Origin of the sequence: Dyadobacter beijingensis DSM 21582, assembly GCF_000382205.1 — a bacterium.
Lineage (GTDB): Bacteria > Bacteroidota > Bacteroidia > Cytophagales > Spirosomataceae > Dyadobacter > Dyadobacter beijingensis.
The window spans coordinates 383196-407242 of the sequence record NZ_KB907790.1; the positions used below are offsets into that span (position 1 = coordinate 383196).

The window sequence follows — 24047 nt, forward strand, 5'->3', positions numbered from 1 at the left end:
TCGTAGAAGGGAAGAACAGGGACGGTTAACCTTTCTCTACGAGGCAATAGATTAGGTTAAAACTAATTAGTTTTTCTGCTAACCCAAATCACACATAGCCTTGGCTACTATTAATCCAAAAACACCAAGAAAGAACTTCTCAAGGATCAATCAGATTATCGATTATCCGGATCTTCTGGGAATCCAGGTACAATCGTTCCGAGATTTCTTTAGTCTGGATACATCGGTTGAAGACCGTTCCGGAGAAGGATTGTACAAAGTTTTCGCTGAGAACTTCCCCATCGCCGACTCTCGTGAGAATTTCGTTCTCGAGTTCATCGATTACCTCCTTGAACCACCGAAATATTCTGTCGACGAATCCATCGATCGCGGTCTGACTTACGCAGTACCTTTGAAGGCGAAACTGCGGCTGATCTGTAACGACGCCGATCATGAAGAATTTGAAACCATTGAGCAGGAAGTGTTCCTCGGAAACATTCCTTACATGACCGAGCGCGGTTCGTTCGTGATCAATGGTGCTGAGCGCGTAATCGTGTCTCAGCTTCACCGTTCACCGGGCGTGTTCTTCTCGATGAGCAAGCACACCAACGGTTCCAAACTATATTCTGCGCGGATTATTCCATTCAAAGGTTCCTGGATCGAATTCTCTACGGACGTGAACAATGTGATGTACGCGTACATCGACCGTAAGAAGAAGTTCCCTGTAACTACCCTTTTGAGAGCGATCGGTTTCGGATCTGATAAAGATATCCTCGACCTGTTCGGCCTTTCGGAGGAAATCAGCGCAACACCTGCTAACCTGAAAAAGGCGGTAGGTCGCCGGTTGGCGGCAAGGGTTCTCCGTACATGGACTGAGGACTTTGTGGATGAGGATACCGGCGAGGTAGTTTCAATCCAGCGTAACGAAGTGTTGCTGGAACGTGACTCTACTATTTCAGCAGATGATATCGATGTAATCCTGGAATCAGGTCAGAAATCGATCATCATGCATAAAGAGGATATGAACGTAGCGGATTATAACATCATTTATAACACGCTTCAAAAAGATAGCTCAAACTCCGATAAGGAGGCTGTTGAGCAGATTTACCGCCAGTTGCGTAATGCAGAAGCTCCTGATGAGCAAACTGCGCGTGACGTGATCCAGAGCTTGTTCTTCTCGGACAAGCGTTACGACCTGGGTGATGTAGGCCGTTACCGTATCAACAAAAAATTGGGATCGGATACCAGCCTCGACGTTCGCGTGTTGACTACCGGCGATATCGTTTCCATCGTGAAATACCTGATCGGTCTGATCAATGCGAAAGCGGTAGTCGATGATATCGACCACTTGTCGAACCGTCGTGTACGTACCGTGGGCGAGCAGCTTTACGCGCAGTTCGGCGTAGGTTTGGCACGTATGGCTCGTACCATCAAGGAGCGTATGAATGTACGTGATAACGAAGATTTCAAACCGGTTGACCTGATCAATGCGAGAACATTGTCATCGGTAATCAACTCGTTCTTCGGTACCAACCAGCTTTCTCAGTTCATGGACCAAACAAACCCACTGGCTGAGATTACGCACAAGCGTCGTATGTCGGCACTGGGACCTGGCGGTCTTTCCCGTGAAAGAGCAGGTTTCGAGGTTCGTGACGTTCACTACACCCACTACGGGCGTCTGTGTACGATCGAAACGCCGGAAGGCCCGAACATCGGTCTGATCTCGTCACTTTGCGTATTCGCGAAAGTGAACGGCATGGGCTTTATCGAAACGCCTTACCGCGTGATCGATAGCGCCGGTAAGCTGACCGACGAGCTGATCTACATGACAGCGGAAGAAGAAGATTCCAAATATATCGCACAGGCTAATGCCTCTGTGGACAAAGAAGGAAACTTCACCGTTGAGAAAATCAAAACACGTTTCGAAGGTGACTTCCCGATGGTAGATCCTTCGCAGGCATCCTATATGGACGTTGCTGCCAACCAGATCGTATCTGTTGCGGCTTCGCTGATTCCGTTCCTTGAGCACGATGATGCGAACCGTGCTTTGATGGGATCGAACATGCAGCGCCAGGGTGTGCCTTTGTTGCGCCCTCAGGCTCCGATCGTAGGAACTGGTCTGGAACGCCGCGTGGCAATGGACTCACGTGCATTGGTAGTAGCGGAAGGCGACGGTGAAATCGAATTCGTTGATTCGAAGAAAATCGTTGTGAAATACGACCGTACCGACGAAGATCGCCTCGTGAGCTTCATCGACGATAGCGTATCTTACGACCTCGTGAAATTCCGTCGTACCAACCAGGACACTTGCTTGAACCTGCAACCAATGGTGTTGAAAGGTCAGAAAGTGAAAAAAGGCGAACCGCTTTGCCAGGGTTATGGTACCGAAGGTGGTGAACTCGCATTGGGCCGTAACCTTTTGGTTGCATTCATGCCTTGGCAGGGATACAACTTCGAGGATGCGATCGTAATCTCCGAAAAAGTAGTACGCGACGATATCTTTACTTCGATCCACATCGAAGAATTCGAACTCGAAGTGCGTGATACGAAACGCGGAGAAGAAGAATTGACCGCTGAGATCCCGAACGTAAGCGAGGAAACAGTTAAAAACCTCGACGAAAATGGTATCGTACAAGTAGGTACAGAAGTAAAAGAAGGCGATATTCTGATCGGTAAGATCACTCCAAAAGGAGAATCTGATCCTACTCCGGAAGAAAAACTTCTTCGTGCGATCTTCGGCGATAAGGCTGGTGATGTGAAGGATGCTTCGAAAAAAGCGCCACCATCGATGAAAGGTGTGGTAATCGATACCAAGCTGTTCTCCCGCCCAACCAAAGAAGAGCGTGCAAAACATAAAGACGAGCTTCGTCTGTTAATGAAAAAATACAGCCGTGACCTGACTGCATTGCGTGGTCGCGTGATCGACAAGCTGGTAACATTGACAGATGGAAAAACCAGCTCAGGTGTGAAGCACAAATTCGGTGACGAGCTGATCAGCAAAGGAATGAAGTTCAACGTGAGAAATATCTCCGAGAACCTGTTCCCTGCCAACAACCCGTATCGCGACGAAAGCCAATACGCAGTTCCGGAAGAGGTTAACCTCATCGGAGACGTATTGACCGATTCATGGACAGAAGATGCTGACACCAACCGTCAGATCTCACTGGTTTTGAAAAACTACCTCAATGCCCGCAGCGAAGTAATGGGCCGCTTCAAACGTGATCGTTTCGCATTGGAAGTAGGTGATGAATTGCCTGCTGGTATCGTGAAACTGGCGAAAGTATATATCGCCAAGAAACGTAAACTGAAAGTAGGGGATAAAATGGCGGGTCGCCACGGTAACAAAGGGGTTGTTGCCCGTATCGTTCGTGACGAAGATATGCCATTCCTCGAAGACGGAACGCCGGTTAACATCGTGTTGAACCCACTCGGGGTACCTTCACGTATGAACATCGGTCAGATTTACGAAACCATCCTCGCATGGGCTGGTCTGAAACTCGGCCGCCGCTACGCCACACCGATCTTTGACGGTGCTACCGAAGCGGAAGTTGCTGCCGAGCTGAAAGAAGCAGGTTTGCCGGATTGGGGACGTACCTATCTGTACAATGGTTTGACTGGCGAGCAGTTCGACCAGCCGGTAACTGTCGGTTTGATGTACATGATGAAACTGGGCCACTTGGTTGACGATAAAATGCACGCGCGTTCTATCGGACCCTACTCGCTCATTACCCAGCAACCATTGGGTGGTAAAGCGCAGTTCGGTGGACAGCGTTTCGGTGAAATGGAAGTGTGGGCGCTTGAAGCGTTCGGTGCATCGCACATTCTTCAGGAGATCCTTACGGTGAAATCTGATGATGTGGTAGGCCGTGCCAAAGCGTACGAAGCGATCGTGAAAGGTGAAAACCTTCCGAAACCAAATATCCCAGAGTCATTCAACGTACTTGTTCACGAGCTTCGCGGACTAGCATTGGAGATTACACTGGACTAATTTTTAGTCGTAAGCGGCGCATTGCAAAATGCGCTGCTTAACAAAGCAATCATTTAGTTTCGACTAACAGACAAACGACTCTTTATTATGTCTTTCAAAAAGAATAAAAAATTAAACAGCGACTTTTCCAGAATGACGATCAGTCTGGCGTCACCGGAGTCTATCCTAGAAAGCTCCTTCGGTGAAGTAACCCAGCCTGAAACCATCAACTACCGGACCTACAAGCCGGAGATGGGCGGTTTGTTCTGCGAGCGCATTTTCGGTCCTGTAAAAGACTGGGAATGTCACTGCGGTAAATACAAGCGCATTCGCTATAAAGGAATCATCTGCGACCGTTGTGGTGTAGAGGTAACCGAGAAAAAGGTTCGCCGCGAGCGCATGGGTCACATTGAACTCGTGGTTCCTGTTGCACATATCTGGTACTTCCGCAGCTTGCCGAACAAAATCGGTTACCTGTTGGGTCTTTCTACCAAGAAACTCGACCAGATCATTTATTACGAACGGTACGCGGTTGTTCAGCCAGGTATCAAAGAAGAGGACGGCGTTGGCTACCTCGACTTCCTGACTGAAGACGAATACCTCGATATCATCGACAAGCTGCCACGCGAGAACCAGTTGCTTCCTGACACGGATCCCAACAAATTCATCGCGAAAATGGGTGCCGATGCATTGGAAATGCTGTTGAGCCGCATTAAGCTCGACGAACTTTCTTACGAGCTCCGTCACCAGGCTGCTACCGACACTTCTCAGCAACGTAAAGCGGAAGCTTTGAAACGTCTGAAAGTGGTTGAAGCATTCCGTGATGCGAATACCCGTATCGAAAACCGCCCTGAATGGATGGTGATCAAAATGGTACCGGTTATTCCACCAGAATTGCGTCCGCTTGTACCTCTGGATGGTGGTCGCTTCGCGACTTCGGATTTGAACGACCTTTACCGTCGTGTGATCATCCGTAACAACCGTCTGAAACGCCTCATCGAAATCAAGGCGCCTGAGGTGATCTTGCGTAACGAAAAACGGATGTTGCAGGAAGCGGTTGACTCCCTTTTCGATAACAGCCGTAAAGTGAATGCGGTACGTTCGGAAGGTAACCGTGCCTTGAAATCACTTTCAGATATGCTGAAAGGAAAGCAAGGCCGTTTCCGTCAAAACTTGCTCGGTAAGCGTGTCGACTATTCTGGTCGTTCGGTTATCGTGGTAGGTCCTGAGCTGAAACTGCACGAGTGCGGTTTGCCGAAAGATATGGCGGCTGAGCTTTTCAAGCCGTTCATTATCCGTAAGCTCATCGAGCGTGGTATTGTTAAAACTGTAAAATCAGCTAAGAAGATCGTAGACCGCAAGGATCCTGTGATCTGGGATATTCTTGAAAACGTACTGAAAGGTCACCCGGTATTGCTTAACCGTGCTCCGACACTTCACCGTTTGGGTATCCAGGCATTCCAGCCTAAACTGATCGAAGGTAAGGCGATCCAGCTTCACCCATTGGTTTGTACGGCATTCAACGCCGACTTTGATGGTGACCAGATGGCGGTACACGTACCACTGGGTCAGGAAGCCGTTTTGGAAGCTTCCATGCTGATGCTTTCTTCGCATAACATCCTGAACCCTGCCAACGGTGCGCCGATCACGGTACCATCTCAGGACATGGTTTTGGGTCTGTATTATGTGACCAAAGGTCGCGTGAGCACCGAACAATATCCGATCATCGGTGAAGGCAAAATCTTCTACGGTCCTGATGAAGTTATCATCGCGATCAACGAAGGCAAGCTTTCAAAACATGCAAATATCAAATGCCGCGTCCGCGTACGTAACGAGGACGGAACATTCGAGATCAAACTGATCGACACCGTTGCAGGTCGTCTCCTGTTCAACCAGGCTGTTCCTGAGGAAGTGGGTTATATCAACGAATTGTTGACTAAAAAGAAACTTCAGCAGATCATCGGTTTGGTATTCAAACAGGCTGGTGTGGCCCGTACGGCACAATTCCTTGACGAAATCAAAGAATTGGGTTTCCAGATGGCCTTCAAAGGCGGTTTGTCGATGGGATTGGACGATGTAATGGTTCCAAGTGAAAAAGAAAAACTCATTGAGCAGGCGAAGGGCGATGTAGAAAACGTCTGGAACAACTACCTGATGGGTCTGATCACGGAGAACGAACGTTACAACCAGGTAATCGATATCTGGACGCGCGTTAACTCACGCATTACAGAAACGTTGATGAAGCAGCTGGAAACAGACAAAGGCGGATTCAACTCCATCTATATGATGATGCACTCCGGAGCCCGCGGTTCACGCGAGCAGATCCGTCAGCTGGGTGGTATGAGGGGTTTGATGGCCAAACCTCAGAAAAACATCGCTGGTGGTGCGGGTGAAATTATCGAAAACCCGATTCTTTCTAACTTTAAGGAAGGTCTCGACGTTTTGGAATACTTTATTTCTACCCACGGTGCGCGTAAAGGTTTGGCCGATACGGCATTGAAAACTGCGGATGCGGGTTACCTGACCCGTCGTTTGCACGACGTTGCACAAGACGTGGTAGTAGTGGAAGAAGACTGCGGTTCACTCCGTGGTATCGCGATCTCGGCGTTGAAAGACAACGAGGATATCGTAGAGCCATTGTCAGAGCGTATCCTCGGTCGTGTAAGCGTACATGATGTATTCGATCCGTTGACCAACGAATTGATCCTTACATCAGGCCAGGAAATCACAGAGGAAATTGCGTCTTACATTGATGAGACAGCGATCGAAACTGTTGAAATCCGTTCGGTACTGACTTGCGAAACCCGTGACGGTGTTTGTGCGAAGTGCTACGGACGCAGCCTGGCATCTGCTCAGATGGTGAACATCGGTGAGGCGGTTGGTGTAATCGCTTCCCAGTCAATCGGTGAGCCGGGTACACAGCTGACACTCCGTACATTCCACGTGGGTGGTACGGCTTCCAACATCTCTGTTGAAGCCAATATCAAAGCGAAATTCGACGGTTTGATCCAATTCGAAGATCTTCGTCTGGTACAATCTGTTAACTCAGAGGGCGACGAAGTAACAGTAGTAATGGGCCGTTCAGGTGAGGTGAAAATCGTTCACCCTGAAACGAAACAATTGCTGATCTCGAACAACGTGCCTTACGGTGCGCATTTGCAGGTGAAAGAAGGCGACAGCGTATTCAAAGGACAGGAACTTTGTACCTGGGACCCTTACCACGCAGTAATCCTTTCGGAATTCACAGGAACGGTATCTTTCGACGCGATCGAAGAAGGTATTACATTCCGTGAAGAGTTTGACGAACAAACAGGCTTCCAGGAGTCGGTAATCATTGAGACACGTGATAAAACCAAAAACCCGGCAATCGTGGTGAAAGGTAAGTCTACGTTGTTGAAAGAGCAGACTGAAAAAGGCTATAACCTTCCTGTTGGGGCACGTCTGGTTGTGAAGGCAGGTGCAGCGATCAAAGCTGGTCAGCCGCTGGCGAAAATCCCACGTGTCGTTGGTAAAACACGCGATATCACGGGAGGTCTGCCACGTGTGACCGAATTGTTCGAAGCGCGTAACCCGTCTAACCCGGCAACGGTTTCAGAAATCGACGGTGTGGTATCTTACGGCGGCGTGAAACGCGGTAACCGTGAAATCCATATCGAATCGAAAGACGGAACACAGCGTCGTTACATGGTGCCATTGTCGAAACACATCCTCGTTCAGGACGGTGACTTCGTACGTGCCGGCGACCCGCTTTCCGATGGTGCCATTACTCCTGCGGACATCCTTTCTATCAAAGGACCAACCGCGGTTCAGGAGTACCTAGTGAACGAGATTCAGGAAGTATACCGTCTGCAGGGTGTTAAGATCAACGATAAGCATATCGAATGTATCGTACGCCAGATGATGCAGAAAGTAGAGATCCTGGATGCCGGTGATACCAACTTCCTTGAAATGCAGGCTGTCGACCGCGTGGTATTCCGCGAGGAGAATGACAAGATCCTGGATATGAAAGTGGTGGAAGATGCAGGCAGCTCCGAAACATTGAAGCCGGGTATGATCGTATCGGTACGTCGTTTGCGCGATGAAAATTCGAGCCTGAAACGCCGTGACCTGAAACTGGTTACTGCCCGTGATGCACAGCCGGCGGTTGCGAAACCGACCCTGATGGGTATCACACAAGCTTCTTTGGGTACTGAAAGCTTCGTTTCCGCGGCGTCGTTCCAGGAAACAACCAAAGTACTGAGCGAAGCGGCGGTTCGTGGTAAACGCGACGAGCTGAAAGGCTTGAAGGAGAACGTGATCGTTGGTCACCTGATCCCTGCCGGAACAGGTATGCGTACTTACGAAAACCTGATCGTTGGATCGAAAGAAGAATTCGATGCGCTGACAGATTCTCGCGAGAGACAATCCCGCAAGAAAAAAGAGTTGGCGTAATCCAGCTGAATATGAGTAAACAAAGGGCCGGCCTGCATTAGCGGGACCGGCCCTTTGCTTTTTCCAACCCGGTATTTTTAGTAATTTCCCCAATAGAAATTAATTTCCGATCCAATAGCGTAGCTATTTAAGAACCAGCAATGAAAGAAGACAAGGAAAACGAACAACAGATCAATGTAGAACTGTCGGAGGAAATGGCAGAGGGTGTTTATTCCAACCTGGCCATGATCGCCCATTCCAACAGCGAATTTATTCTTGACTTTATCCGCCTCATGCCCGGTGTCCCGCGCGCAAAGGTGAAAGCACGCATTATCGTTACGCCCGAGCACGCCAAGCGCCTCGTGGCTGCATTGCGCGACAATATCCAGAAGTACGAAGACCAGTACGGGCCTATTCAAAGCTCGCAGGATAGCGAGCCTACATTCAACTTCCCGATCAGCTTCGGAGGGCCGGGGGGCGAAGCGTAAGAGCGGCTATATCGCTCTCAATCAGGTACTTCGAGAATAAGTAGTTTTGCCCGTTGGATGATTTTTTAGTAACTTGGTTTACTAGACTCTTATTCACCATGGCATTATTCAAACTCACCATCAATAACCGCGCGTACAGCGCTGACGTAGAGGGGGATACTCCCCTCCTCTGGGTTCTTCGGGATAACCTGGGCCTGGTAGGCACCAAATATGGCTGCGGGATCGCGCAATGCGGCGCCTGCACGGTCCACCTCGACGGTAAGGCCACGCGCTCCTGCGTACTTCCCGTATCGGCGGTTGGCAAAGCGAAAGTGACCACCATCGAAGGATTGTCCGAAAAGGGCGATCACCCCGTGCAGAAAGCATGGGACGAGGTGGATGTAGCACAATGCGGCTATTGCCAGGCGGGCCAGATCATGACGGCCGCTGCATTCCTCAAAGAAAAACCCAAGCCTACCGACGAAGAAATCGTAGGTGCTATGAGCGGCAACCTCTGCCGTTGCGGAACCTACCACCGCATTCGCGAAGCAGTGAAAGTTGCAGCCTCTAAAACCAACTGACCATGAACACAATCAATCAGACATCGCGTCGCGACTTCATGAAGATCGCGGCTGCGGCCGGAGGCGGTTTGTTCCTGGGGTTCAACTGGTCGGACTCGACGGCGGCACCGGTGGTCGTGGACGCAAAGCATATTGCGGCCGGATCGGTCAAATTTAATAGCTACCTGTCGATCGGCGCCGATAACAGCATTACCATTGTTTCGCCCAACCCGGAAATCGGGCAAGGTATTAAAACGGCATTCCCGATGGTTGTGGCCGAAGAGCTCGACGCGGACTGGAAAGCGGTCAAGACGGTGCAAGGCAACCTGGATAATACGCAATTCGAGCGCCAGGTAACGGGCGGCAGTGGCGCCGTTCCGCATTCGTGGGAACGCCTGCGCAAGGCCGGCGCCACGGCCAGGCATTTGCTCATCCAGGCTGCCGCATCGAAATGGGGTGTCCCTGCTTCCGAAATCACGACCGCGGACAGCAAATTGTTTCATAAAGCGTCGGGTAAATCGGCGAGTTACGGCGAATTTGCAGAGGCCGCCGGTAAACTGACCGCCCCGGCGGATATTAAGCTGAAAGATGAGAAAGCATTCAAACTGATCGGACAGTCGGTCAGGAATGTGGATAACAAAAATATTGCTACCGGAAAGCCGCTTTTCGGCCTGGACTTTTACCGGGAAGGAATGCTTTTCGCGATCATCCAGCGGCCCAAGGCATTTGGTTTTAAACTCAAATCCATAGACGCCGCAGCCGCCAAAGCGATGCCCGGCATTGTGGACGTAGTCACATTTGAAAACAGCGTGGCCGTGGTCGGTAAATCTACCTGGCAATGCAAAAAGGCACGCGAAGTACTCAAAATAGAATACGAGAAAGCGGCCGATCTCGAAAGTTCCGAAGACCACAACCGCATTTTCTCCAACCTCATGGACAATGGAGAAGCCACCGTGCGCCGGAAAAACGGCGATGTGGAAGCCGCATTCAAAAGTGCCGCGAAGGTTATCAAAGCAGAATACCAATGCCCGTTCCTGCCGCACAGCCCATTGGAACCGATGAACTTCTTCGCGCACGTACGCGAGGACGGCGTAGAACTGGTAGGCCCGACGCAGACACCGGACCGTGCGCGCGGCGAAGCAGCGAAAATCACCGGCTTGCCGCCAGAGAAAATTACGGTCGAGATCACCCGCCAGGGCGGTGGCTTCGGGCGCCGGCTTTCGGCAGATTTTGCCATCGAGGCGGTGCATGTTTCCAAACTGGTGAAAGCGCCCGTGAAAGTGATCTGGACACGCGAAGATGATATGACCGGCGGTACTTACCGCCCGGCCGTACGCTACCGTTTCGAGGCTGCATTGGATAAAAACGGGGAAATGATCGGCTATAAGCTGCGCGGCGTGGGTATCAACTCCGGTAATCCGACCCGCGAAGACAACTTCCCATCCGGATCGGTGGCTAATCTGCTGATCGACTCCGTGGAACACAAATCGGCCATTACGACCGGTCCGTGGCGTGCACCGATTACCAACTTCCTGGCCTATGCCGAGCAATCGTTTATCGACGAGGTAGCTGAGGCGGCGGGCAAAGATCCGGTAGAATTCCGGCTTGCATTATTGGAAAAAGCCAAAAAATCACCGGCCGGTGAAGTGAAATATGACGTCGACCGGATGATCGCCGTGATCAAGCTGGCGGCGGAGAAGAGCAACTGGGGCAAGAAAAAGGGTGTTTACCAGGGCTTTTCGGTTTATTTCTCGCACCGCTCGTACGTAGCGCAGGTAGGAGAAGTAGTAGTGGAAAAAGGCAAGCCTGCATTGAAAAACATCATCGCGGCAGTGGATTGCGGCATTGTGATCAATAAAAGCGGCTCGTTGCAGCAAGTTCGCGGCGGTGTTGTGGACGGTATCGGTCATGCCATGTTCGGTAATATGACTTTCAAAGCGGGCGCGCCCGATCAGAGCAACTTCAACGGCTTCCGGCTGATACGGATGAACGAAATTCCGGAAGTGGATGTGCATTTCGTGGACAACGGCATTTCGCCGACCGGGTTGGGAGAACCCGCGTTGCCCCCTGCCGGCGGTGCCGTGGCGAATGCATTCTATAAGGCGACGAAGCAACGTCTTAGAAATCAGCCATTTATTAATGAAGATGCATTCAAAGGCATTTCGTAAGTATTAAATCGATACAAATAGTAGAACAGTAAGGTGAAAATGTGATACCGCATTTTTATCTTACTGTTTTTATTTTCTATTCTTCCTAAACCATTGAAAAACATCATGAAAAAGGTCGTCACACTCTTTGCCGCATTGCTATGCCTGGCTATCGCCGCATTTACGCTGGCCGAATTCCCAGGCACCGAGATTTCCAATGGCATGATCAAAGCCAAATTGTACCTGCCCGATGCCAATGAGGGCTATTACCGCGGCGTGCGGTTCGACTGGGCCGGGGTGATTCCCAGCCTGGAATACAAGGGCCACACCTATTTCGGCGCGTGGAACCAGGCACCGTACGATCCCAAACTGCACGACGCCATCATGGGCCCCGTTGAGGAATTTACGCCATTGAATTTCGATGAAGCCAAGCCCGGCGAACAGTTTGTGAAGATCGGCGTGGGCGTGCTCACGAAGCCGGACGACAAAAAGTATTCGTTCGCGACGAATTATGCGGTGAAAAATCCCGGAAAATGGTCGGTAACGAAAGGGAAGGACCAGGTAGCATTCGCGCATGAGCTGAAAGACGAAACGGGGTATGGCTACGATTACCACAAGACATTGAAACTCGTAAAAGGCAAGCCGCAGCTCGTTTTGGAACACACATTGAAAAACACAGGCTCCAAACCGATCATGGCAAGCACTTATAATCATAATTTTTTCATGATCGACAATGAGCCGTCGAATGAAAATATCCGCATTGTCTTTCCTTTCGAAGTGAAAGGAGAGGGCAGGGGCTTCGGGTCGATTATCAATGCGAACGGCAAAATGTTGAATTATTCCCGCGAGGTGGTGAAGGGCGACCAGGTTTTCAGCGCTGGTTTGCAGGGCTTCGGACCCACCGCGAAAGATTATGATATTCGCATTGAAAACACCAAAACCAAGGCCGGCGTAAGGATTACCTGTGATCAGCCGCTGGAAAAGCTGGTATACTGGGCTTGCCCGACCACGTCTTGCCCGGAGCCTTACATTAAAATAGCTGCTCAGCCGGGACAGGAAATCAAATGGAAGGTCACGTACGAGTTTTACACCTTTTAGCATTCTGACGGCGGATTTTGATAAATTCGCACCGCATTTTCAACAAACTAGTCAATGGGTTCGCACAAACACCTGGACAAAGCTTCGGCTGCCGGACTTTTGGTCGCATTAGGTATCATTTACGGGGATATCGGGACATCGCCCCTGTACGTAATGCAGGCCATTATAGGAACAAATAAAATTACAGACGATGTCGTCTACGGCGCGGTTTCCTGCATTTTCTGGACACTTACCCTGCAAACGACGATCAAATACGTGATCCTGATCCTCCGGGCGGATAACAAGGGTGAAGGCGGTATTCTCGCGCTGTTCGCATTGGTACGCAGGCGTGCGGCGTGGCTCACGGTACCGGCGATCATCGGGGCGAGTACGCTGCTGGCAGATGGCATTATCACACCGCCGATCTCCGTTTCGTCGGCCGTGGAAGGCTTGCGTATTCTCTACCCCGACATCCAGACGATCCCGATCGTGATCGGCATCCTGACGCTCCTGTTCATCATCCAGGTTTTCGGTACCACCATCGTTGGCCGGGCATTCGGGCCGGTGATGATGATCTGGTTCCTCATGCTGGCCGTACTCGGCGTTGCGCAGGTGGTGGATCATCCCGAAATCATGAAATCGCTTAGCCCGTATTATGCTTATCAGCTGCTGACCAACCATCCCGGCGGCTTCTGGCTGCTGGGCGCGGTGTTCCTTTGTACGACGGGCGCCGAGGCATTATACAGCGATCTCGGGCATTGCGGGCGGGGCAACATCCGCATTAGCTGGGTTTTTGTCAAAACTTGCCTGATCCTCAATTATTTCGGGCAGGGTGCCTGGCTGATCGTGCATTCGGGCGATCTGCTCAATGGCAGAAAGCCGTTCTACGAAATCATGCCCGACTGGTGGCTGCTGCCGGGGATCGGGATTGCCACCATGGCCGCGATCATTGCCAGCCAGGCATTGATAACGGGTTCATTTACATTGATTTCCGAAGCGATCCGCCTCAATTTCTGGCCCAAAGTACGCCTTGTATACCCCAGCGACCAGAAAGGTCAGCTTTATGTACCGAGCGTGAACTGGCTGCTATGGGCGGGATGTATCGGCATTGTGCTGTATTTCAAGGAGTCGTCGCATATGGAAGCCGCGTACGGGCTCGCGATCACGCTCACGATGATCATGACGACGATCCTGATGTCGGTTTACTTATATGTAAAAAGGGTCAGCAAATCGATTATCGCCGTATTTCTCATCGTTTACCTGGCTATCGAAGGCTCGTTCCTGGCTGCTAACCTGCTGAAATTTACCCACGGCGGCTGGGTTTCGCTCGTGCTGGCGACTGTAATCGGGCTGGTGATCACGGTTTGGCTGAAAGCTTACTATATCAAGCTCCGTCTGACGGAATTCGAAAGTCTCGAAAAGTACATCGGCCCGCTTAAAGAGCTCAGTAACGACATTAGTATTCCCAAATATTCCACGCATTTGATCTTCATGTCCAATGCGTCGCGGGAGAGCGAGATCGAGAACAAAATTATCTACTCGATCTTCTACAAACGCCCGAAACGTGCCGATATCTACTGGTTTGTGCACGTGGAAACGACCGACGAGCCGTATACCATGGATTACCACGTGAATATCCTGGCCGAGGATGATGTGATCAAGGTAACGTTCCGCCTGGGTTTCCGGATCGAGCAACGCATTAACCTCTTCTTCCGGAAGGTGGTGGAAGATATGGTACTCAACAAGGAAGTGGATATTACAAGCCGTTACGAATCGCTGAACCGCCAGAACATCACGGGCGACTTCCGTTTCATCGTGCTTGAACGCTATTTGTCCATCGAAAACAACCTGCCTTTTATGGAAGAAATGATCATGAAGATCTACTTCGCAATTAAAAGCATTACTACATCGGAAGACAAGTGGTTTGGCTTGGACAGCAGTTCGGTGAAGGTGGAGAAAGTACCTTTGGTGCTGACACCGAGCGAGAAAATCCGCATGAAAAGGGTTTATAGCTGACCAAAATGGCTGCGAATTATTTCGTAATATTATGTAAGGATAATTAAAGTTACATAGCGTTCGGCTTATCGGCATTTTGGGTATATCGCTACGCATTTTGTGGATAGTTGGTTTGGCAAATCAAGGCACCGGCCTGGCTGCCTCTGGAACGGTTTTAGTGCGAAGGGCGCCATAGTACGGTCACTTTTTTTCACATAATCAGCATGGACCATGAAATACGTTGCATGCATATTCACAATGCTCCTTGGAATAGCGGGAGCATTCGCACAGAACCCGGTAACGCCGGAACAGTCTGTGCCACAGCCAGTACCGCAAACCAGTCCCGTGCCTGCCACGGGACCTGAAACGAAGCCCGAATTCAACGCGCCCCAGTCGCCCGCGCGACCAGCCCAGATACCTTCGGAAGATACGCTTATCAAAGGACAGAAGAGCTCGGGTGCCGTGATCCACGATACCCTTATGCCGACCGACGATAAACGGAAAGAGCGTGCAGAACGCCGTAAAAGTCGTAAAGGAACAGCGGAAATGGATGATACCACCTCGGTGAAGCCGCAATCGGACCCTGCAAGAAAGCCTTGACGGCACGGAAAACCTGATAAAACGAAAAGCCCGGAATTAACTCCGGGCTTTTCGTTTTTAGTGCGGTGAAAGAAAACAGGCGCTAATGAATTTGCTGGATTAAAGGCTAATGTGTGTGATTGACAGATGCGTAAGTAGCGTAGTTGTTCTGCTGATAGGTGGCGGGTTCCAGGTCTTCTTCCCAAAACGGCTGTGTGATAACCGCCTTGTTTCCGTTGACCCAGGTACACCAAACCTTCCCGCTGAACGCGCGCCTCGTAATGGGTCCCGACGTGGTACCGTTTCGGTGAACCACGACGTCGACGATCTGGTATTCGTCGACCTGCATAAGCTGATCGCCGCCTTTCTCCTTCACCCAATCGTCCTTCATAAACTTAAAAGTATCCATTGGTCTTGTGTTGTTTTTGATGCCGACAGGTGGAACTCAAATCCTATGCCACTAATTATACATTTTCAAGAATGCAACCAGTTGAACGCCGACTAACAAAATAAATAGTAGAAATATTTCAACAAAACTGTTACAACATAGAAACGCCGTTTTCTACCGGTAAGTAATGCATACTGTTCGCCTGGTAGAAGGAAAGCGTCCGAACCGTCCCGGGATGCTTTATTGAGATTTAAAAACATCATCGGATTTATGAAGCACTTCCTGACGGCAGCGGCATTTGTGATTTTTTTGTTGACCGGTATCACCTCGCAGGCACAATGGGGCGCGCCATATGCGAACAGCTGGATCGACTACGGGAAACCTTATGTGAAAATCGGCATCACAAAAAAGGGTTTGCACAAAATCGCATTTTCGTCATTACCTGAAAATTTCCCTACCGGCGATCCGGCCCGGTTCCAGCTATGGCGGCGCGGCAAAAAGGTGTCGATCATCAGTACCGCCAACGAAGAAATCCTGTTTTACGCATTACCGAACGACGGCGCGAGTGATTCGCTGCTGTACCGCCCGATGAGCGCCCGCATGAACCCCTATTTCAGCATGTATTCCGACGAAGGCGCTTACTTCCTGACAATCGCCGATGGCCAGGGAACCAGGGCAAAGGTTCTCGAACAGCCCGCCGATGCAAATGTGCCTCTGTTGGCACACCACCGCGAGCTCGCCACGACGGTTTTCAGGAAGGACTATTCACTGGGTACCAAATACTCCGTGAAGCCGGAGCTGCTGAACAGTTACTTTGAAATAGGCGCCAGCTGGACGGGCGATACCTGCAAGGAAGGGAGCCAGCTGTTGTTCAATTTGAAGCTGGATAACTTTATCAACACCCCTGAAAAGCCGACGATAAAGCTGATGGTGCACGGCCGAAGCAATAATGCACGGAAAATCGAGATTTATATTGGTAAAAATAAGAATACAATGCGGCTTGTGAAGTCGCTCGATAACGCAGGTTTCGCGGGTACCGAATATAGTTTTCCAATCGGTGCCGATGACCTGGACGCGACGCAAAATGGCTTTTTGAAGCTCCGGTCCGTCAGCGGAGAGCGATTAGAGCGGTTTTCCATTGCCTATTATTGCATCGATTACCCGCAGTCCATTCAAATAGATGCCCAGGCATCGAAAGAACTTCGCCTTGTGTCGACGAACGACAAATGGAGCAGGATTTCCTTAAAAGGCGTATCGTCCCAACTCAATTTCGTGGACATTTCGGACGCGCATAACCCGGTGGTGTTAAAACCTGCCGGGGAGAACCTGATGGTGCCGCGGCAGTCGGGTATAAGGCAAGTGCTGCTGGCAACGAGCGAAATTACCGCCGTCGCGCCGGCGAAAGTGAAGGAAGCGCCCTTCACGGCATTTGACCCGAAAGCGGCGAACTACATCATTATTACCACCGAAGAGCTCCGGCCGGGTGCGGCCTTGTACGCCGGATACCGCTCATCGGCGGCCGGCGGCGGCTACAAACCGGTGATAGCGGGCATTCAGGACATTTATAACCAGTTCAATTACGGCGAGCCGAGCCCGGTGGCGATCCGGAAATTCATGTGCTACATGCTGTCAGACGGCAATCGGGAGAAATACCTTTTGCTCATTGGAAAGTCTATCACGCAAAACGAGAAAATGGTGCGGGAGCTGCCGGGTGAGGTGCCCACGGTCGGTTTCCCCGGCTCGGACCTAATGCTCGTCGAAGGCATAGCAGGTGCCGCAGTGAACCATCCGGCCATTCCCGTCGGCCGCATTTCCGCGGTGACCAACCAGAACATGACCGATTACCTGCAAAAGGTGAAAGCATACGAAGCGAATCGATCGGGCGACTATGGCTGGCGCAAGCGGGTGCTGCATCTGAGCGGTGGTAAAACGACCAGTGAAATTGTACAGCTGCGCGATTACCTGCGCGGTGTGGAAAACAAGGTGCTGAAAACCAGTTTCGGCGGCACGTTGAAGCATTATGTCAAGCGGCAGGCAATGCAGGAGGTAGAGCCGGTGAACATTACCGAAGAAGTGAATGAGGGGTTGGGCATGATCACCTTTCTGGGCCACGGGAATACGATCCATTCCGACCCGGACATCGGTCACGCACGCGACGCCTCGCGCGGCTATGCGAACCTGAACAAGTATCCGGTCATGTATTTTACCGGCTGCGGCGTGGGCAACGTGTTCAGTAACCGCTTCAACCCCAATCCTAAAAACCCGGACGCCAACGACCGCATTACTCTTTCCCTGGATTGGCTCGTTGCGCCCGACCGCGGCGCGATCGCCGTCATTGCGAGTACGTACGAGAGCTACGTGAGCCCAGGCGTGACGTACCTGGAATCGCTCTACCACCATATGTTCGAAAACGAGGCTACCGGCCGCCTGCCGATCGGGAAGATCCAGCTCGCCGTGGCCGCTGATATTCTTGCAAAGTACAGCGACAGGTTCAACGTTGCCTACGTGCACCAGTCGCTGTTGCAGGGAGACCCCGCGCTGAGGCTGGTGACCGTCGATAAGCCCGATTACGCGATCGCGCAGGAGGAAGGCATCAAGCTGCTGGCCGAGGCGGGAAAGAGCACCATCGGGGCGTCGGATTCGGTGCGCGTGCGCCTGAATGTGGCTAACTTCGGTAAGTTTGTGAGCGACCAAACGGTTCCGGTGAAAGTGAGTCTGGTCGGAAAGAATGGGGAAGTGAACAGGGTGACCCATTTGAAAGCGTTCCCTTCCTTGCAGGAAACGGACATGAAGTTCAGGAATGAAACAGGTTTGAAATCCATCCGCGTGGAAATCGATCCGGACCGCACATTGTCTGAACTTGACCGGAAGAACAATGTTTCAGAATTGTATATCGATTGGGACATTGTAAAAGACGAGCCCGTGTTCACGGACAAAAGCTTGAAAGACATCGTCCCGCCGGTCCTAACCCTGAAAATCGACGACCGTCTGCCCAGACAGGGCGAGCTCTTGCGTCCCGAGCCGCGCATGCAAATCACGTTGACCGACGACCGCCCACTTGCGGCCGACACTTCGCTCATCGATCTTTTCATCAAACCCTGCGTGAATGACGATTGCGATTTTAAAAAGATCAGCTACGCAAAAAGTAGAATCCACGTAAATGCCTCAGCCCGCGAGCTCCTGCTCGACTACCCGACCAGCCTCCCGCCGGGCCAGTATGAATTACTGATCAATGCCAAAGACCAGGCCGGCAATGCACTTTCCCAATCCTACCGCATGATTTTTGAAATAGCCAAACCGGAGGAAATGCGGCACGAACTCATCGTGAGCCCCAACCCTGCCACGTCCTATCTGCGTTTCGAACTGAAAGCCGCCAGCTCACTCCCGCTGAAATCGATCCGTTACCTGATCCACGACCAGCGCGGCATTTTGATGGAAGACAAGACGATCGCGGTTATAGGCCTGTCGTCTGTGCTTGAATGGTATTGGTTACGGCCGGATATAGGTGCCGGGGTGTACAATTACAAGGTGATCATGTCCGGCGAAAACGACGACGTATTGGACACACGTTCTGGCAAAGTGGTGCTTGTGAGATAAATGTTCATTCAAATATTCTGAAAAAGATATATTTGCGAATATTTGATTGCGAAACAGACAATCCTCTATGTTTTTGAAATGGGTAAAAATAGCGCTTGTCATTTTGATGGCGGCGGGAACGACGGGACTTATGATCCGCTATCTGGACATGACTTCGGGCGTATTCAGTTTTGGGATCAACTTTTTGCTCATGTTCTGGTTTACCGTATTTGAATCCCAGCTCAAACCGCCCCTCGATTCGGAGTATTTCAATGCGCAGCCTTTTGAAAGAAATGGGAAGCTGTACCAGCTGTTCGGCGTAGAATGGTACAGGGCCATTCTGGTTAAAAGCGGCTGGGAGAAAATGCGGCAGCAACAAACGCCTATTCGGAAAAGCCTGGCCGATTTTCGTGCGTACGAGCGCGCATCCCGCGTTGCCGAAGCGGGCCATATCGTGATCGGACTCGTCGTTTTGCTTATTACCGGTTACGTTATATTCGCTTACTCTTTCTTCGCCGCCCGGTGGCTGATTATTACGAACATTTTCCTGAATGTTTATCCGGTTCTGTTACAGCGCTACACACGCCCAAGGCTGCAAAGGGTGATTGACAAAATGGGGTAGTACGTTTTTGTTTTAAAAATTAAACCCAAAATGCAACCCCGGCTGCCCGTAGAAAAATCTTGACCATCTATCATCGACCTGTTTAAACGAATCGGGCATTTCTGATTGGTAGGGACGATGGGTTATTGCGATGGAAGGTTGTATAAAAAACCTGTCTTTGAAAAGCTTGATGTGATAACCAATGGAATAAGTGTTAAAGATTTGAAAGCCTTTGTCATTCCTGTTGCCTTCATCATTTACAAAAGTTTGCCAGGCAGGCATTACGTCAATCTGCGTAAAAAGACCTTTCCATAAATACCTGTAATAAGAAACTGAAAACCCATATTCACGAATATATCCCGGAAAACCTTCTCCTTCTGCTTCAAATGATTTTCCATAGGGAATGCCAATTGGCCAGCCGTATTTCCAGGTTTTTAATTCAAGTGAAATTGCATCCTTTCCCGTAATGCGGTAACCTAAGTTCACATAAACCATCTTAGGCGGATTATTATCAGGAATAAGATTAGCCAGCATAAACAAGGTGCTGCCTACAAAAAACTTTTTATAAGTAGTGTCTTGTTTGGCATATTGCGCTTCCACTTGCAGCGTTCCAGCCGCCATTAAAATAAAGCTAAACCATAGAATTTTCTTTTGCATATCTTTTCTTATTAAATGATACTGCAAAAGTAGGCTGGCAGGTAGCCTGAATACGTTCACTTAAGTTAAGAAATGCTCCTTAACCTTTGTCTTTTTCCAAAATCCGTCCTCTTAATCTGCTTAGCGATTGCGGCTTGATACCCAGGTAGCTAGCCAGCTGGTGCTGCGGGACACGTTGTACCAGGTCAGGTCTCTTTTGCAGCAGGTTCAGATACCGTTGCTCGGGGGAAGAAGTCTTGAACTCATCGAAATTAATTTGTTGTTTAGCCAGAATTTCTTCTGCCAATATTCTGCAAAGGGTTTCAAACTTTGGAAACTTGTTAAACATTTCAGCTTCCATATCGGGGTTTGAGAGAATGAGAATGGTATCCTCAACGCAAGATATATAGTAGTCGGAAGGTGCTTTATTGATGACGCAATGCGGTGTCACGGCTTCCATTTCGGTGTAGAAGGCGGTTGTTTTTTCATCTCCGCCTATCACGTAATATACCCGGATGCAACCCTTGAGAACAAAATAGCCGTCATTGGATTTTTGCCCTTCTTTAAGTAAAGTGGTTCCTTTCTTGAAAGAACGAAACACATCGAAGGAGACGATGGCATTCTTTTCATCATCTGTAAGGGAAACGTATTTCGATATAAAATCGAATAGTAAGTCTTGCATTGTTTCGTGTTAGTTGCCGTCGTTTGTTGGACTCGTCTGCAGCGTTTTCTGGTCACCAGAACTTGAATTTCAGGTGCCTGCGAAATTGTTGGCTATTTGACAATCAGTAAGTTACAATATTTTCTGATGAAAATGTACTGAAATGAAAAGCCGCTCACGACACGATGTTGTAAGTGGCTGATTGTCAATGTCGGGATGATAAGATTCGAACGGCGCGGCCGCCGCTTGCGAGCTGAAACTGACACCATTATAAACGCTGCAAGGGGTATGAAAAGGAGACAATTTATTGGGTCGGCGGAAATACGTACATCAGGAATGGACAGCAATTTACAGGGTAGAAAGGCGATTGATGCTCAACGATAAGACCCAAAGTTTTGCCTATTCAACCGCAGAGGATAAAAGAAAAACCAGAAAACGCCCGTTCCGTTCGGATAAGAGTGGATTTATGTTAAATGAAGACACATAGTACAAGGGGAATATATAAATTGCGGTGGATTCTTTGAGAAATACAAGACTGAACCTATATGATCCGTTCGGGAGGTGCCCAGGCCGGCGACGAATCAGCTGCTAGCCGGCGCGTTGGCTCTTGTGGGCGCATTACTTTGGAGTTGGCAGTATTTTAGACATTAAGTAGGCTATGGAGCAAGCTAAGAAAGAAGAGCTGCAACAGGACTTGTGGCGTTTTATCATTATCGGAAGTTTCTTGTATTCGATGTTTTATACTACGTTGGAAAACATTGTTGCATCTGACAGGCTACCATTCCGATATTTCGTTATAGCGGGCGTAGCAGCTTTCGTGGTCGAAGCCGTGCTTTATTTTTGGATCCGGAGCTGGCCAGGACGCTGGAAGACTGCGATGGTCTGGCTGACCGGAGTTCTATGGGTAGGGGTTTGTTTATTTGTTGGCCGATAAATTACATATGAACTGGATATTAGCATCGGTAGGCATTTTATTGGTTCTGCTGGGTATGGCTATCTGGCATTTCAAACTGGTTGGTTGGCTGAGCAATGTTCCTGAAAGAGGTGAAATAAAAGCGGCCGAAAGCATTAACATCCGGAGATGAGATTTCATTTTTGGAATATCGTTTACAGTAATCGTTATGATCGGGACCGTGGTAACGCTTTCCGGAATGTCCAGATATTATAGATTTTAGAGTGCTGCAAAAAAGCCCGGTTAATGCGACTTAAGACCAATAAACTATAATGCACTTATTCATTTTCGGATTTAAACACAATATTTCCACCCTTCAACACGAGCCGAACTTGAAATAGGGATTTTGCGAAACCTTGCTCCAAATTTCCGTCAAATACACAGATATCCGCTTGTGCCCCCTTTTTTAGAGTGCCTATCACACCTTGCCTATTCAGAATTTGAGAGGAATTGTAAGTTGCAAACCGAAGGACATCTGCCACACTTGCCCCTGCTTCTCTAAGAGCGACCAAAACATCTTTTGCCTGATCTCCGATAGGTTGACCAGTATCATTATAACTATCAGAACCGACTACAATTTTGACACCCTTTTTCATGGCTGACTGAATTGCAGCCTTGTTCGGTTGTACAAATTCGTTAACGATCGCTTCTGCATCCTTGCCGGTTAATCCACTTTGCCGCTTTACGCGCATCATTCCCTCCTGAAATGAAACGGGTGTCGGCACCCAGTAAACGTTTCTTTGCGCCATTAGGGTTAGTGAAGAATCTGAAATTCCATAACCATGCTCGATCCCATCAACGCCAGCCAAAATCGCGTTTTGAATAGATTTATCAAATGTGGCATGTGCCGTTACCTTTTTACCATATTGGTGCGCAGTTTCAGTAATTGCCTTTATTTCTTCAATGGTCAATAAAAAAATATTAGGAGAATTGTCTGAACAGATTTTGATGACATCTGCACCCGAATTAAGATGTTCCATCACCGCCTGCCTGGCATCATCTACCCCTTTGATGATCCTGTACTCCTTGCCTGGCAGGTGGCTTAAATGATGCGACAGTTTTTCAAATTGCCCACCCACGGCACTCAGTATTGGCCCGGATACAAACATCCTTGGTCCTTCAATATAACCTTTTTCAATGGCGTTCTTCAAAGTTACATCCAGGAACATTCCTGAGTTGCCTAAATCGCGCACGGTTGTAAAACCAGCATTCAGGTAAGTTTTTGCAATAGCTGCTCCTCGAAGGACGCGCTCAGTTCCGGAGTGAACCAGCGGATCCACCACCATCGGATCTGGGCCTGCGTTGTAAGGTAATGATAGCAACAAATGCGTATGGGCATCTACCAGTCCGGGAGTGACTGTATTCTTGCTCATGTCGATGATCTTCGTACCAGCGGTGGTAGAAACTTTCGATCCAATGTCCGCAATTTTTCCATCGACTATTAATATTTCCTGGTTTTTTTCAAAGGAGTTCTTTTCACTGTTGTAAACGAATCCCGCTCGAATCAACACTGCTTTTTTCGGCGGATCTTGCGCATTTACGTAACCTAAAATCAAAAAAACAAGGAAAATGGAAGACCACTTAGTCATTATACAAGGATGGAATGAATGAATAGACTACCCGTAAAGCGTACATGGGTTACATATCTACTAAATATCTGCGATAGCAAATAACGTCGGTTTTACGACACAGTGATTTCCAGTTACGCTGGATTAAATTTGATACGTCTCCTACTAAGAGAATAGCTCAACTGATTTCCCATATCTAAAAAATATTAAGATCGTATAAAAACGCTACTAAGTTGTCGTTTTTTGAAAAGGTAAATTTGAAGTATTTATTGAGGAGCGTTTCCTAAAAATTGCAAGACCATTCACGAAGTACTAAGAAAAAGTCAATGAATGTATTGAAAATGTTCGACCTAACAAAAAAGCCACTCACAACATGAAGCTGTAAGTGGCTGGTAATCAATGTCGGGATGACAAGATTCGAACTTGCGACCCCTAGCACCCCATGCTAGTGCGCTACCGGGCTGCGCTACATCCCGAACTTTTG

16 protein-coding genes and 1 tRNA gene are annotated in these 24047 nt (G+C 49.4%); 12 read left to right on the forward strand and 5 right to left on the reverse strand.

What is annotated here, in order from left to right:
- The first annotated feature begins 100 nt into the window (after positions 1-100).
- From rpoB to H144_RS0125375, 8 genes are all read left to right on the forward strand, one after another.
- Positions 101-3967, forward strand: a complete 3867-nt coding sequence (gene rpoB, locus H144_RS0125340) for a DNA-directed RNA polymerase subunit beta (protein ID WP_026350993.1) — start codon at positions 101-103, stop codon at positions 3965-3967.
- Between the two features lie 87 nt (positions 3968-4054).
- The gene (gene rpoC, locus H144_RS0125345) at positions 4055-8377 is read left to right on the forward strand and encodes a DNA-directed RNA polymerase subunit beta' (protein ID WP_019944915.1); all 4323 of its coding nucleotides are present in this window, start codon (positions 4055-4057) and stop codon (positions 8375-8377) included.
- Positions 8378-8517: 140 nt separating this feature from the next.
- Positions 8518-8844 carry a DUF3467 domain-containing protein gene (locus H144_RS0125350; RefSeq protein ID WP_019944916.1) on the forward strand — a complete coding sequence of 109 codons (327 nt, stop codon included), beginning with the start codon at positions 8518-8520 and terminating at the stop codon, positions 8842-8844.
- Between the two features lie 98 nt (positions 8845-8942).
- Complete coding sequence (locus H144_RS0125355; protein ID WP_019944917.1) at positions 8943-9404, forward strand: (2Fe-2S)-binding protein; 462 nt, start codon at positions 8943-8945, stop codon at positions 9402-9404.
- Between the two features lie 2 nt (positions 9405-9406).
- Positions 9407-11551, forward strand: a complete 2145-nt coding sequence (locus H144_RS0125360) for a xanthine dehydrogenase family protein molybdopterin-binding subunit (protein ID WP_019944918.1) — start codon at positions 9407-9409, stop codon at positions 11549-11551.
- 105 nt (positions 11552-11656) lie between these two features.
- Positions 11657-12628: a hypothetical protein gene (locus tag H144_RS0125365; protein WP_033403278.1), complete on the forward strand. Its 972-nt coding sequence runs from the start codon at positions 11657-11659 to the stop codon at positions 12626-12628.
- Positions 12629-12682: 54 nt separating this feature from the next.
- Positions 12683-14623 (forward strand): KUP/HAK/KT family potassium transporter, encoded by a 1941-nt coding sequence (locus H144_RS0125370; RefSeq protein ID WP_019944920.1) that lies wholly within the window; start codon positions 12683-12685, stop codon positions 14621-14623.
- 210 nt (positions 14624-14833) lie between these two features.
- Entirely contained in the window at positions 14834-15202 is a 369-nt protein-coding gene (locus tag H144_RS0125375) for a hypothetical protein (protein ID WP_019944921.1), read from the forward strand.
- A gap of 106 nt (positions 15203-15308) precedes the next feature.
- Here H144_RS0125375 and H144_RS0125380 read toward each other — a convergent pair whose 3' ends face one another.
- Positions 15309-15590, reverse strand: a complete 282-nt coding sequence (locus H144_RS0125380) for a hypothetical protein (protein ID WP_157505129.1) — start codon at positions 15588-15590, stop codon at positions 15309-15311.
- Positions 15591-15839: 249 nt separating this feature from the next.
- On the opposite strand from H144_RS0125380, the gene porU2 reads away from it, so the two are divergent.
- The gene (gene porU2, locus H144_RS0125385) at positions 15840-19166 is read left to right on the forward strand and encodes a putative type IX secretion system sortase PorU2 (protein ID WP_019944923.1); all 3327 of its coding nucleotides are present in this window, start codon (positions 15840-15842) and stop codon (positions 19164-19166) included.
- A gap of 67 nt (positions 19167-19233) precedes the next feature.
- Positions 19234-19767, forward strand: coding sequence for a glycosyl-4,4'-diaponeurosporenoate acyltransferase CrtO family protein (locus tag H144_RS0125390; protein WP_019944924.1), 534 nt, complete (start codon positions 19234-19236; stop codon positions 19765-19767).
- Between the two features lie 12 nt (positions 19768-19779).
- Here H144_RS0125390 and H144_RS0125395 read toward each other — a convergent pair whose 3' ends face one another.
- Together H144_RS0125395 and H144_RS0125400 are read right to left on the reverse strand one after the other, a co-directional pair.
- Positions 19780-20403: a hypothetical protein gene (locus tag H144_RS0125395; RefSeq protein WP_019944925.1), complete on the reverse strand. Its 624-nt coding sequence runs from the start codon at positions 20401-20403 to the stop codon at positions 19780-19782.
- A 79-nt stretch (positions 20404-20482) separates the two neighbouring features.
- Complete coding sequence (locus H144_RS0125400) at positions 20483-21064, reverse strand: Crp/Fnr family transcriptional regulator (protein WP_019944926.1); 582 nt, start codon at positions 21062-21064, stop codon at positions 20483-20485.
- A gap of 637 nt (positions 21065-21701) precedes the next feature.
- Between H144_RS0125400 and H144_RS0125405 the strand changes: the two genes are divergently transcribed.
- Together H144_RS0125405 and H144_RS34430 are read left to right on the forward strand one after the other, a co-directional pair.
- The gene (locus H144_RS0125405) at positions 21702-21977 is read left to right on the forward strand and encodes a hypothetical protein (protein WP_019944927.1); all 276 of its coding nucleotides are present in this window, start codon (positions 21702-21704) and stop codon (positions 21975-21977) included.
- Between the two features lie 7 nt (positions 21978-21984).
- Positions 21985-22128, forward strand: coding sequence for a hypothetical protein (locus tag H144_RS34430; protein ID WP_019944928.1), 144 nt, complete (start codon positions 21985-21987; stop codon positions 22126-22128).
- Positions 22129-22273: 145 nt separating this feature from the next.
- On the opposite strand, the gene H144_RS0125415 is transcribed toward H144_RS34430, so the two are convergent.
- Both H144_RS0125415 and H144_RS0125420 read right to left on the reverse strand, forming a co-directional pair.
- On the reverse strand, positions 22274-23584 hold the full coding sequence (locus H144_RS0125415) for a metal-dependent hydrolase family protein (protein ID WP_019944929.1): 1311 nt from the start codon (positions 23582-23584) through the stop codon (positions 22274-22276).
- 381 nt (positions 23585-23965) lie between these two features.
- A tRNA-Pro gene (locus H144_RS0125420) sits at positions 23966-24039 on the reverse strand.
- Positions 24040-24047: the final 8 nt, after the last annotated feature.